At 42.6% G+C, this 11,396-nt stretch carries 14 protein-coding genes; 3 read left to right on the forward strand and 11 right to left on the reverse strand.

Going from position 1 to position 11,396, the window contains the following annotated elements; all coding sequences use genetic code 11:
* Window positions 1-5 precede the first annotated feature (5 nt).
* From QMA13_RS18800 to QMA13_RS18825, 6 genes are all read right to left on the reverse strand, one after another.
* The gene (locus QMA13_RS18800) at window positions 6-263 is read right to left on the reverse strand and encodes a hypothetical protein (RefSeq protein ID WP_282935291.1); all 258 of its coding nucleotides are present in this window, start codon (window positions 261-263) and stop codon (window positions 6-8) included.
* A 282-nt stretch (window positions 264-545) separates the two neighbouring features.
* A complete protein-coding gene (locus QMA13_RS18805; protein WP_282935292.1) occupies window positions 546-854 on the reverse strand; it encodes a hypothetical protein in 309 nt (102 codons plus the stop codon).
* A complete protein-coding gene (locus QMA13_RS18810) occupies window positions 812-1,354 on the reverse strand; it encodes a hypothetical protein (RefSeq protein ID WP_282935293.1) in 543 nt (180 codons plus the stop codon). Before QMA13_RS18810 ends, QMA13_RS18805 begins: the two co-directional genes overlap by 43 nt.
* A gap of 86 nt (window positions 1,355-1,440) precedes the next feature.
* Window positions 1,441-1,875: an L-fucose mutarotase gene (fucU, locus tag QMA13_RS18815; protein ID WP_282935294.1), complete on the reverse strand. Its 435-nt coding sequence runs from the start codon at window positions 1,873-1,875 to the stop codon at window positions 1,441-1,443.
* 134 nt (window positions 1,876-2,009) lie between these two features.
* Entirely contained in the window at window positions 2,010-2,411 is a 402-nt protein-coding gene (locus QMA13_RS18820; RefSeq protein WP_282935295.1) for a spore coat protein, read from the reverse strand.
* Window positions 2,412-2,424: 13 nt separating this feature from the next.
* Complete coding sequence (locus tag QMA13_RS18825) at window positions 2,425-2,652, reverse strand: hypothetical protein (RefSeq protein WP_282935296.1); 228 nt, start codon at window positions 2,650-2,652, stop codon at window positions 2,425-2,427.
* A gap of 168 nt (window positions 2,653-2,820) precedes the next feature.
* Here QMA13_RS18825 and QMA13_RS18830 point away from each other — a divergent pair, with 168 nt between their 5' ends.
* The 3 genes from QMA13_RS18830 to QMA13_RS18840 all read left to right on the forward strand — a co-directional run bounded on the left by QMA13_RS18830 (window position 2,821) and on the right by QMA13_RS18840 (window position 5,064).
* Window positions 2,821-3,402 (forward strand): class I SAM-dependent methyltransferase, encoded by a 582-nt coding sequence (locus tag QMA13_RS18830; RefSeq protein ID WP_282935297.1) that lies wholly within the window; start codon window positions 2,821-2,823, stop codon window positions 3,400-3,402.
* Between the two features lie 84 nt (window positions 3,403-3,486).
* A complete protein-coding gene (locus tag QMA13_RS18835; protein ID WP_282935298.1) occupies window positions 3,487-4,473 on the forward strand; it encodes a YpdA family putative bacillithiol disulfide reductase in 987 nt (328 codons plus the stop codon).
* Between the two features lie 93 nt (window positions 4,474-4,566).
* Entirely contained in the window at window positions 4,567-5,064 is a 498-nt protein-coding gene (locus tag QMA13_RS18840; RefSeq protein WP_282935299.1) for a DUF1648 domain-containing protein, read from the forward strand.
* A 91-nt stretch (window positions 5,065-5,155) separates the two neighbouring features.
* On the opposite strand, the gene QMA13_RS18845 is transcribed toward QMA13_RS18840, so the two are convergent.
* The 5 genes from QMA13_RS18845 to QMA13_RS18865 form a co-directional block, all read right to left on the reverse strand.
* Entirely contained in the window at window positions 5,156-6,322 is a 1,167-nt protein-coding gene (locus QMA13_RS18845) for an ABC transporter substrate-binding protein (protein WP_282935300.1), read from the reverse strand.
* Between the two features lie 179 nt (window positions 6,323-6,501).
* Window positions 6,502-7,323 carry a glycerophosphodiester phosphodiesterase family protein gene (locus tag QMA13_RS18850; RefSeq protein WP_282935301.1) on the reverse strand — a complete coding sequence of 274 codons (822 nt, stop codon included), beginning with the start codon at window positions 7,321-7,323 and terminating at the stop codon, window positions 6,502-6,504.
* Window positions 7,324-7,586: 263 nt separating this feature from the next.
* Window positions 7,587-8,573, reverse strand: coding sequence for a LacI family DNA-binding transcriptional regulator (locus tag QMA13_RS18855; RefSeq protein WP_282935302.1), 987 nt, complete (start codon window positions 8,571-8,573; stop codon window positions 7,587-7,589).
* Window positions 8,574-8,727: 154 nt separating this feature from the next.
* Window positions 8,728-9,456: a phosphonate ABC transporter ATP-binding protein gene (locus tag QMA13_RS18860; RefSeq protein ID WP_282935303.1), complete on the reverse strand. Its 729-nt coding sequence runs from the start codon at window positions 9,454-9,456 to the stop codon at window positions 8,728-8,730.
* 78 nt (window positions 9,457-9,534) lie between these two features.
* Window positions 9,535-11,334 carry a stalk domain-containing protein gene (locus QMA13_RS18865; RefSeq protein ID WP_282935304.1) on the reverse strand — a complete coding sequence of 600 codons (1,800 nt, stop codon included), beginning with the start codon at window positions 11,332-11,334 and terminating at the stop codon, window positions 9,535-9,537.
* Window positions 11,335-11,396: the final 62 nt, after the last annotated feature.

Raw genomic sequence — 11,396 nt, forward strand, 5'->3', positions numbered from 1 at the left:
GATACCTAGCAGAGTAATAAGAGTGGAATAAAGGGTCCCAACAGCACTGCATCCGTCACCTTTTCTTGGAGATGTGAATGCTCTGATGAGATTATCAACATTTCCGTAATGGCTGAGGTCACCTTCATTTGCAAGAAAGGGACGGCCCAGGATAACAAACTGGTAATGAACAAAATAATCAAATAGAGAGGATAAGAAGTAACCAGCAGTTGGATAAAAAATATCAAGTTACAAGTCCAAACGGTTCGATTCGGTTCCGACATGAAAGCTCTTCACCCTCCAATCCATGAGTTCAATTGAATAAATCAATACAGCACAATAAAATTAAACGATATTCCAAAAAATGTATAGACTTATAATAAATGTTGGTTTATACTAATATGGTAGAGAGCAAGGAAATCTACCTGTTTATTAACTGATGTCAAAAAACGTAAAACGACACCCCTATCAGGTGCCGTTTTTTTTGATTTTCATTTCATATACTCCATGCATATAAAAAAACCGTCCTCCGCTTCCTTATGAAGCATACGACGGTTTTCTTCAGCTTATTTTCTTTTCAAGGCTAGAATCTGGTACACTTCCCGCGAGTCCCCTTTAAGCACTTTTTGTGCAGTGTTCATTTGACTGGAGCCGTCTCCGTCGAGGAATATGCCGTCTAATAGTCGACCCTTCCCAAGCTTCTCAATGAGAGCCGATCGGAATTGCTCCACCGTACAAGGCTTGTCCGTCACAACGAGCCATAGGTTTTGCCGATCGTCGTAGACCGCCCCCGAACGCAGCCTCGCTTCATCGAAAGCAGGCATATCCTCCGCTAGTGCCTGATTAACCCAGGAAGCATCATGTCCGAGAGACATGCTGACTCCCCCTGTGCCCAATAGTGCTGCTTATCCGTCACCTTGATTTGATGAGCGTCCTGCACCACTTGAACCGAGAATTGTCCTGTAATCTCATCCCATACAAGCGTACCCTTAGGATAATCGATATTATACCAGCCGGAGCCGTAATCGTCCTGCTCGCCTTTCAAGGGCTGATCGTTCATGACGGCAATGCTAAGCAAATCCCCGTTCCAAAAAAAACCACCGTTAATCCCAAAGTCCGCTGTAAGAGAAACATTTGATGTGATCGGTTTCAAAACGATATTTTGCGGGACGGTCTGGATAGAATACAATTTCACTCCGTTGGAGGCCATCGTTTCCTGATATGTATAATGCTGAAGCAGTCGAAAAGAAGAGGATGGCTGGACAACGGAAAACAATACAGCAATCAAGTTTCCTAACAAAAAGGCGGCCACTAACATAGGGTATTGCGACTTGGCCGGCCAACCGACGACACTTCTAAGCATACGCACAACCATACCTATGGCTCCTCCAACATTCTTAGCTTTTCATAGAGTATCAATCTATGGTTCTATTATTCTATGAAGCTTTGAATGCATTCATGCTAGGATTCAACGACAACGCCTTTTTTCAAAATAATATTGGCGTACAGTGCCTTTTCTCCAGTCGCAATCACAGCATATGCCTGCTTGGAACGATCGTAAAAAGCAAAACGCTCTACTTGCTTAAGCTCTCTTGCATGAGGATCATGCTTGTCGACCAGCTTCTTATATTCATCCCAAATGACAGGAACCGCCGGATCCCCAGGAACTACCTCCATTAAGGCCACGGAATGCTCCGCATAAGTATCGAGTGGAAAAAACTTTAAAATTGCATCCAGTAGCTCAGGAATCGCGTGTCCGTCGCAGCGAATTAACCGCAGTGCATGACTTGCAGCCGGGAAATTACCATCAGCCAACACAATCTCGTCACCATGGCCCATTTCCATAAGTATTTTCAACAAATCCGGCGAAAGAATTGAAGGAATTCCTTTTAACATTGATTCTTCTTCCCTTCTATGAGTAACTAATTCTCATTAATCCTAAACGGGATTAGAAGAGATTGTCAACACCTACCAAAAAGACGCCCTGGGAGCGCTGCTTCATCCCAGAACGTCTCATTTTCAAGCCTCCATTACATCATATAAGGCTGATGCTGCTGGCTGCCGGAGGAATAATTAAAATAGGAAGAGGAACTATTCAGTGTGCTGTTAAGGAAATGATTCGTTTGCTGTTCCTCCTGTTGATGCTTACGAATTTGTCTCTCAATATCTTGCCGCAATGCCGCTGACGAGGTGTTGTACATATATTGTTGGGACATCAGTTGATAAACGTTAGCCTGCATCTGCAATGAGCTATGGAGTAAGGACGTAAACAATTGACGCACCTCCATACAATTAGCTTCTGTCGCTGCAGTCGTATATTCACGGCATGTTCTTTTCAAATCACACAAAATCGTAAAGAGCATGTCTTTTTCCGGCAAGGCTGCTTGATGGGATTGACCTGAATATTGGGAATACGGTAGCGTTTGCTGCATGATTTCACCTCATTTAATTGGATTGCGGCTGCATTGGAGCTAGCTGCGTATGCTGATACAAGGACTGCATAAGCGCCTCGCAATGCTGTTGATGTAAGGAGACCATCTCCATACATAACGAATGCGTAGCGGGCTGTTGTGTTGACGAAGCCAGAATTGCACATTGTTTCATCAATAAGTCTTCATTGGACATAGAATCCACAATATAGTTCAATTCTTTACCGGTTAATGGCTGCTTCATAAGTTGTATTCCCTCCTTTATTGAAACTGGTAATCAACCCGATATATCATCCCCATTCATCAAGAATATTTATTCATATCGTATTCTTAAGAATTTTTTCAGGTAAGTTTCATGTTTTGTCTTCTTGTTTAAGATATAATTGGTTTATCTGAAAAAGGAGGACAAGGAATGAATGCCAATCTGCCGTCTGCGGCTATGGAAAAAGTAAAATTCTTTTATCAATTTATTCGTACTCCCAGATCTATCGGCAGTGTAACTCCAAGCTCCCGATTTTTAACTAACAAAATGATAGACAATGTGCCCTGGAGTGAAATCGGCAGTGTGGCTGAACTAGGCTGTGGAACCGGGGTCATTACCCGCGCTATTCATGACGCTATGAAGCCGGGAACAACAGCTCTTTTATTTGAAAGAGATCCTTATTTGCGCAAACAGCTCCGGTTTCAATATCCGGACTCAAGCACCTTTTCCGATGCGCTAAGCTTGTCTACATCTATTCAAGGTAAAGGATTGGAACAGGTTGACTGCATCATTAGTGGTCTGCCCTTTGCCAACTTTCAACCAACGCTTCGCGAAGCTCTTGTTGAACAAATTTACAGCTCCTTAAAGCCAAATGGTTATTTTATCGCATTTCAATATTCACTACAGATGAAAAAACAGCTCCAATCGCATTTTGATATCTTATCGATTCAATTTGTTATGTTGAACGTCCCACCTGCCTTTGTCTATGTTTGTCAAAAAAGGGGCTATTGACTTTGCAGCCTTACTCTTGATCGGTTACTATTAAAGTGTAATGTAAGTACGCATTAATGTAATCGACAAGCGAGGTGTTTCCCTTTGGAGGAAGTTATTATCGTCGGGGCCGGCCCTTGCGGATTATCCGCGGCTATCGAGCTGCAGAAGATCGGCATCAGCCCCCTCATTATTGAGAAAAATTGCATCGCCCATTCCATAAGCCTGTATCCAACTTATATGCATTTTTTCAGTACACCGGAGCTGCTGGAAATTGGCGGCATACCTTTTACTACACCTAATGATAAGCCTTCTCGTCTGGAGGCGTTGAATTATTACCGAAGTACGGCTCTACGGAGCCAAGTTAGAGTCCAGTCCTATCACTCTGTAGACGAGATACGTAAGACAGAGAACGGATTTTTCGAGCTTACGGTAAGTGACCGATTCGGTAATGGTTCCACGGCTCAAGCGCGTTACGTCATCGTAGCGACAGGATATTTTGATCATCCTAACATGTTAGGCATTCCTGGAGAAGATAAAGCCAAAGTAACCCATTATTATCGTGAGGCGCATCCTTACAGCTGTACGAAGGTCGTTATTATTGGGGGCAACAACTCTGCCATTGACGCGGCTATGGATCTGTTGCGAGTGGGAGCAGACGTCACGGTCGTCTATCGAGGCGAACAATATTCGCCTAATATAAAGCCTTGGGTTCGGCCGATTTTCGAAAGCATGGTGAGTAAAGGGAAAATTACCATGATGTTCAATTCTCAAGTAGTCTCCATCGATGACCGCTTTGTTACCATTTTGGAAAATGGTGTAGAGAAGCAGTTGGATAACGACTTTGTCCTTGCGCTGACCGGCTTTCGACCCGATCGCTCCATGTTAACCGATGCCGGAGTACAATTAAACGTTGAACAAACAGCGCCTCTCTATGACCCTAATACGATGGAAACTACAGTACGAGGATTATACATAGCAGGTGTTGCCGCTTCTGGAAACGATGCTAACGAAGTATTTATCGAGAGTGGTCGGTTGCACGGCGGAATGATTGCCCGACATATTGCTACACTCACAAGTTCGACTACATAAGCCATTAAATTTGCGAATAAAATAAGAGAGACGGTCAACTCAGTTCAACCTGACAGCCGTTTCTTTTTTTCATGATGGAGGATCATAGAGCCTATGGAGAATAGACCCGTAATATCCATTGCAAAAACCACATTGGAGAAGTTTCATAACATTGTCTCGATCCTTGTTCTACTAGGCACGTTCGTGTATTTGTTTAGCATATTTTCCGAACTGCCGGAAAAAATACCCTCTCATTTCAACGCACTAGGCGAAGCCGACCGCTGGGGTGGTAAAAGCAGCCTTCTACTGCTTCCAAGCATCGGAGTTATTTTGTTTGTTGGTCTTACGATTCTTAGAAAATATCCGCAGTTGTTTAACTACCCTCGAGAAGTTACACCTGATAATGCGGTCAGGCAATATTCCAATGCGCTGCTGCTCTTGAGCTGGTTGAAGTTCGAAATTATGATCCTGTTTTCCTATATTGAATGGAGTATGATCCGCTCTGCAGGTGGTGCCATGAATAGCTTAGGAATTTGGTTCTTGCCTGTTGTATTAATCATCGTTCTCGGAAGCGTGATTATATTTGCCGTGCGATCCTTCCGAGCTGCATAGGTTCAGTTGGTATCATCCAAATCAACACCCAACAAAAGTGCTGATCCCCGAAGCTTAAAGGATCAACACTTTTTAGTGTCAGCAAGTAGCTTTATTTCTTCCTCGCTTCCTCGATCTTTTTATCGAAGATTTCTGAAGCTTCTCTTAATACTGTATTCGAATCCCTGCCATTCTTGATAGCATTGGATAGTGCATTTCTAATGGCATTGATGCCCTCTTTGTCAAATTCGGTCTGGGGGTAGGGATTTGCCGGGGTCATATTAACAGCACGAATATTTTTACCTGCCATCCATGTAATATCTTTACCGAAGGCATCCTTGATTCTTGTATCTTTTAAAATACTGTATCTTCCCTGCTTGGACATGTCCAGTTGGACATCGTCAGATAAAACAGCAGACATCACACGAAATGCATCCTCTTTCTTCTTGCTGGTTTTAGATAACACCATTAAATGCGCATCAATTCCCGGACTTACACCAGGAAGATGATCCCAAACAGGAAATGACACCATATCCCAATTCAAGTCCTTGAATTTACTTAAGTCACCGAATAAATTAATATCAGGCAGCATGGCTAATGTACGTTTATTATAAAACAAGTCAGCAGCCTCATTATTGTACACAATTTGTTGATTACCTGAAATCGAATGAATAGCTATCATCCTATCCATGACTTGTTTCCATTCCGTTGAATTCAATGCGGCTTTATTGGTTGTCGGATCGACGAAAGATAAAGAGAGCTGTGATGACAGCCTCTCCGGAACATTGGGCTCAAGACCTCTATACTGTGTACCGTTGTCATTACGGGTTAAAAGCTTGGCGAGTTCCGTAACCTCCTCCCATGTCATCCCGTCCTTTGGATAAGGTACTGCAAATTTATCGAAGATATCCTTGTTATAATACAAGGTCTGGAAATTTCTAGAATAAGGCAGCGCAACAAGATTCTTCATCTGGGTTGCAGCTTTTACTGCTTCAATAGCCTGTGACTCGATTTTGGATAAATCGAATTTAGACATTTGAATCAACTCCGTAAGAGGAGCAGCCAGATCCAATTCGAGAAATTCCGGCATTCCATTAACATTATTGGTTATTACAATGTCAGGAACATTTTCTGCTGCGACGAGTTCTGACAGTTTCGCACCTTTTGTATTATAGATGACCTTTTCTGCTGTGATCCAAGGATATTGTTTATTCACCGGCTCGGCTATGTAACGATTAAACTCCTCATCCGTTAAATATCCCTGGGTTTTGATTCCCACAGATATTGTAACAGGCTGATGGTCAATCGGCTTCCCCCTTCTGAAGCAGATGAAGTCTGATTTGTTGTATCGCAACCGTTAAGCAGGGTTATACATACAACAGCACACATCAGATTCGTTCCGAATCGATAAGAACGGTTATTAAGCATTACTATGTTCACTCCCTCAGCTTTATTTGATCAGTGCTCGATTGATATTAAGAATGTTTTTAATTCTAGCGGCCAATCCGTTTGAATCATATTAAAGCCGAATCGGACCATCCATTCCCAGCCTAATGGTGTATCTTCGTAACCACCGCATAGCTTTTTTTCAATGGAGTTTACCCATACTCGGTACTTCCCAATTAAAGGTTTAAAGTTCGCTTCACAGATCACTGAACTTTCCTCAGTGGGATAAACAAGCTCTAACGCCTTAGGTATAATTACACTCAATACCTTACCTAATTGATCTACATTAAATTCTTCGATCACATGCATGTATTCTGGCCGAATAGATTTACTACTCAAAAAAGCGTCCACTTCCTTATAGTCTGAACTGCTTTTGAATAGACCTTGCTGAAGTGTATCCGTTTTTACTAAAATATCGTAGACCTCTTCACGAACGTCCCAGCATTTATCAAGATTAATCATCATTTTGCCTTTGACAAGCTGCATAATCTCTTCCAGGGTCGGTACTTTCATGTTGGTTAACTGTGCTCCCTCCCTTCCCTTACCGTCAAAGAGAAATAATTGTTGCATTTGTTCCAGTGTTAAATCAGACACCTTCCCCGAACCGTTGGTCATTCGATCGACCGTTTTATCATGCATGAGAATCAAATGACCATCCTTAGTTTTACGGACATCAATTTCTACCATGTCAATCCCCATATCCATACAAGATTTCACGGCTGCTAACGAATTTTCAGGATAATGCCGCCAATCGCCTCGATGCGATACGGTAAAAGCACGCGCATTGGGATCATTAAACGTAGAGTACACTTCTTCGAATTTGGTTTGTGTCATAGTATTCTTTCTTCCTTCCTCTTGGGTATATTATCTAAAAGTAATCGATTACTTTTTAGATTGAAAATAAACGGTTTGTCGCTTTATACTTATTAGGGATTGTTGTATCAACCAGAACTTCAATTTAGTAATCGATTACTTTTTACTCTAATTAAGATACATTTAAAATGTTATGAGAATGTCATCCTATTATGAATTTTCCGTAAATTATCCTAAATTATCATAAAGTAATCGATTACTTATTATTATAAAAAAGAAAGCTCTTATGTTTCCCTGGTGATTAATTGATGATCCAGGATGAGCCTTCCGCTTTTGTTGATCTCTTTATTTTGTATTTTTTGAATTAACATATTTACCGCTGAGAAGCCCAACTCAAAGGCTGGTTGTACAATACTTGTTAGTCCAGGGTTAGAAATTTCCGTAAGAAAGGTTCCATCAAAACTAATTATGCTTATATTCTTGGCCACATGAATTGCATTTTCTTTAATTCCTTTTAGAATATAGGATGCCATCAAATCTGAATGCGTCAGTATGCCGTCGATCGTTATCCCTTGTTCCACAAGCTCATTTAACCTATTTATCATCTGACCATCTTCCCCATGACCCTGAGTTGGCCTAATGATCAATTGCTCATTATAGTGAATGCCAGCTTCACTCAAAGCCTCTTTATATCCCTTTAGCCTATCATTGACAGAGCTGGACTTCTTGGATCCTGCAGCATATACAATATTTCGGTGACCCCTTCTTAACAATTCACATGCTGCATCATAGCCGGCCTTTTTGTTGTCAATGGATACGTAAGTGATGTTAATATCATCGTAATACTCATTACACATCACTACAGGATATTGTTCGTTTAAGCTTTGAATCGTTTTCTTATTGGCCCATGAGGATAAAATAATTATTCCGTCCACCTGGCTCGTGCTGAGCATATTCTCATATGTATTTGCTTGCCACTCTGTTGTTCCAATGATCATATTATAACCGCTATTGCGAATGGCCTCTTGAGCACCTCTAACGATACCTGCATAGAATGGATTGGCTATTGTAGTCATTACCATGGCAATGGTGCTACTGGACTGTTTTCTTAAATTTTTAGCAAGTATGTTGGGCTTATAGTTAAGCTCCTCTATAGCCTTCATGACCCTTTGTCTGTATTCTTTTTTAACGGATGGATGATTGTTGAGAACTCTGGATACCGTTGCAACGGACACGTTTGCAAGCTCTGCTACCTCTTTGACTGAACTCATTATTTTTCCTCACTCTAAAGTAATCGATTACAATCTAGATTAGCATATCATTTTTTCTCAGTCAATAAACAATTACGATGTTCCTGGATGAAACAAAGGGACGGTCCCTCCGTCATCTTCCGATGGGTTATGGGACCATCCCTTGCTTGTCTTACTAAAAAATAAGTTCCTTTTCCCTCTGTGTCAATCTTCTGCCTGCAATGTCCACCACGAGCCTGCCTCCGGACAATCCCCAGATGCGCGAACCGAATTTCTCAGCAAGCTCCAATTGATGCAAGCTGCAGAACACTAGAACCTTATCCTTCTTGCAAATGTCCTTTAAGTCTTCAAGCACTTTGATTGCAGCTTCCGGGTCCAGACCGGATACAGGTTCGTCCGCATAAATAACCTTAGCTCCCCGAATTAACGCTTTCGCAATGGCGACGCGCTGCTTCTCTCCGCCGCTCAGCTTTTCTACTGGCTCATGCGCCTTGTCCAGCAAGCCGACTTTATCCAAATAATCCATCGCCGTCATATGATCGTCGTTGGATGTTGTCCCAGAGAGAATACGCCACCAAGCCTTGTGGAGGAACAACCCGCTTAATACATTCTTCAGAGCAGATTTCCGAGGGTTCAAGCTCGGTTTCTCCTCCAGATAAGCCCAGTCCTTGCGAAGCTTGAGCTGCTCCAAGCCGCGCACGCCGGAAATATCTTTGCCATCATAGATGTACTGGCCCTCGTCCCACTTCATTTTTAAGGACAGGCAGCGAAAAAGCGTCGATTTGCCACTTCCGCTTGCCCCCACCAAAGCAATCAGTTCCCCTTCATCGGCTTGGAAACTGAGTTTTGATAATACTTGATGATCTGGCGGAAATGATTTCGATAAATTGCGTACAATAATCATCCGTTCGCTTCTCCTTCTCCCACCTTAATCCAATCGCTGCCTTTAGTATAACCTATATTTGACATACAAAAAACGAGTTTATTTATCATCCAAAGGATAAAAAATGACATCCACAGGGAAAGCCGAGCCTGCGGCAGGCGTAAATTCAATATCCAAGGAAGGCTCCGTTCCATCCGTACGCGCCAAAATGGTATACCCTTGGTAATCCATCATAACCCCTGACGGAGGCGTTTGGATAATCCGACCATTTACTTCGAACGGTCCTTTAAATACACCACCTCGCGGCAGCAGCAGAACTGACATTTTACGCGGATTCTCGATATGAATCTTATAGACAACACCATAGTTGCCCAGATTCAACGAGTCATGCTTTCTAAAAAAGTCGTCGCCGGTAACAAACGGATCTGACGTACCATCTCCAATCGCCAAGCTGGACGGCTTGGTGAACGATTTGGCATCCACATTCCATGTTACATCAGAGCCGCTGAACGTCCCTCTTACATTACCAGTGTAGTCCAGACGCTCAAACATGCCGATAGAGCTCAAGTCCGCACCTGCATCCATGGCTACGAATGAGAAATAGACTTCTCCATCCGTTTCTACATCATATATCACATTCATGCCTTGACCCGGGAAGAACTCCGGCATCTTCTTATAATATACGGTTTGATAAGGGCCTACAGTGATCGTTTCAGGCTTATTGCCTTCATCCTGCAAAAACTCAATGGAAGCCTCGTTCCCTATTAAGTTTGCATAGATTGAGGGATATACTTCTCCAGAACGTGTCGTCGTGATCTTGACTGTTTTATCTGGATTCGGATTACGGACTACAATTGCAAACTGTACCTTTTCGTTCATTCCATTGACATGATCTGCATATAATCTGGCTTTGCCGTTTACCTTTTCCTGATATAAAAATCCTTTCTCCGTAAAGGTTTCCGGGCTGTCGCTTACAATAAGCGGCCGTTCCTTGGAAAGCTTGGCCTCGTTTGGCAGTGACGGAATATCACGCAAATATTTACGAAGTGTCGCTTCCTCATCCTTCACAAAGGTCCCAACCGGCTCATGATACACTTTATACTCGAACGGGTCGAGATAAGGTTCATTGACAATCTCTACATTACGGGAAAAGGTTTCGCTCTCAGTCCCCTTACTGTCCGTGACTTGAAGGGAAACTTTGAATAACCCCGGCTCGAATATAGCTTCAGCCTTCCCTGTCCAGTTGACACTTGTGATTGCATCGCCATCCGGATCATAGCTGGTATCCGAATAAATAATTGGTTCTCCTAGACGATACTTGTCCTTATTGACCGAAAACTGTGCAATGGGCTTCGTATTCGGCATCGTATCATTATGAAAGGCTCCATCTGCTGGCATTTGAACGTACAACAGATCAATTCTTTTGAGCTCCTCGTTCTTGGTTGCTTTAAAGCTGATATATTGTTCCAGCCAAGCCATCGATATATATAACCGATCGTTGATTAGGGTTGCCGCCTTGTCAAAGCTAGCTGAGCTTCCATTGACTTTCAACTGCTTTGAAGCGAGCTGAAACTCTGCAAAAGCCGATGGCGTCGTCAGATGAACACTCTGACTTAACTCCTGCCATTGGACTGACACCCCAAGCAATGAAGGAAGGCTGACCGCCGGTAGATAGGCTTGTCCTTTTACTTCCAGCACCGGTGCTTCGAGCTTTAACGGATTTCCGTTCAAATAAGCTTCATCTTTTCCAATATATAATAGAGACGATTTACTAACAGGTACTGACTTCACTGCGGCCGATTCCGAGGCTGCCCATGCAGCTGTGGAGGCTGCTGGCAATGTCACGGTTGACAGTGAGAGCACAGTCCATAAAATACACCATTTTTTTGCAAAAAACATGCTGATTAAGAGCTCCTTCGGTATAAAGTTAGATTAGGATAAAATTCTATGAAAATAAAATA

This window comes from Paenibacillus sp. RC67, from assembly GCF_030020805.1.
In the GTDB taxonomy this organism is placed as follows: Bacteria; Bacillota; Bacilli; order Paenibacillales; family NBRC-103111; genus Paenibacillus_S.

Bases quoted from the DNA above. Each gene is read 5' to 3' on its own strand.
- QMA13_RS18800 (WP_282935291.1), bottom strand. From the start codon at position 263: ATGTCGGAACCGAATCGAACCGTTTGGACTTGTAACTTGATATTTTTT.
- QMA13_RS18805 (WP_282935292.1), bottom strand. From the start codon at position 854: ATGTCTCTCGGACATGATGCTTCCTGGGTTAATCAGGCACTAGCGGAG.
- QMA13_RS18810 (WP_282935293.1), bottom strand. From the start codon at position 1,354: ATGGTTGTGCGTATGCTTAGAAGTGTCGTCGGTTGGCCGGCCAAGTCG.
- fucU (WP_282935294.1), bottom strand. From the start codon at position 1,875: ATGTTAAAAGGAATTCCTTCAATTCTTTCGCCGGATTTGTTGAAAATA.
- QMA13_RS18820 (WP_282935295.1), bottom strand. From the start codon at position 2,411: ATGCAGCAAACGCTACCGTATTCCCAATATTCAGGTCAATCCCATCAA.
- QMA13_RS18825 (WP_282935296.1), bottom strand. From the start codon at position 2,652: ATGAAGCAGCCATTAACCGGTAAAGAATTGAACTATATTGTGGATTCT.
- QMA13_RS18830 (WP_282935297.1), top strand. From the start codon at position 2,821: ATGAATGCCAATCTGCCGTCTGCGGCTATGGAAAAAGTAAAATTCTTT.
- QMA13_RS18840 (WP_282935299.1), top strand. From the start codon at position 4,567: ATGGAGAATAGACCCGTAATATCCATTGCAAAAACCACATTGGAGAAG.
- QMA13_RS18850 (WP_282935301.1), bottom strand. From the start codon at position 7,323: ATGACACAAACCAAATTCGAAGAAGTGTACTCTACGTTTAATGATCCC.
- QMA13_RS18855 (WP_282935302.1), bottom strand. From the start codon at position 8,573: ATGAGTTCAGTCAAAGAGGTAGCAGAGCTTGCAAACGTGTCCGTTGCA.
- QMA13_RS18860 (WP_282935303.1), bottom strand. From the start codon at position 9,456: ATGATTATTGTACGCAATTTATCGAAATCATTTCCGCCAGATCATCAA.
- QMA13_RS18865 (WP_282935304.1), bottom strand. From the start codon at position 11,334: ATGTTTTTTGCAAAAAAATGGTGTATTTTATGGACTGTGCTCTCACTG.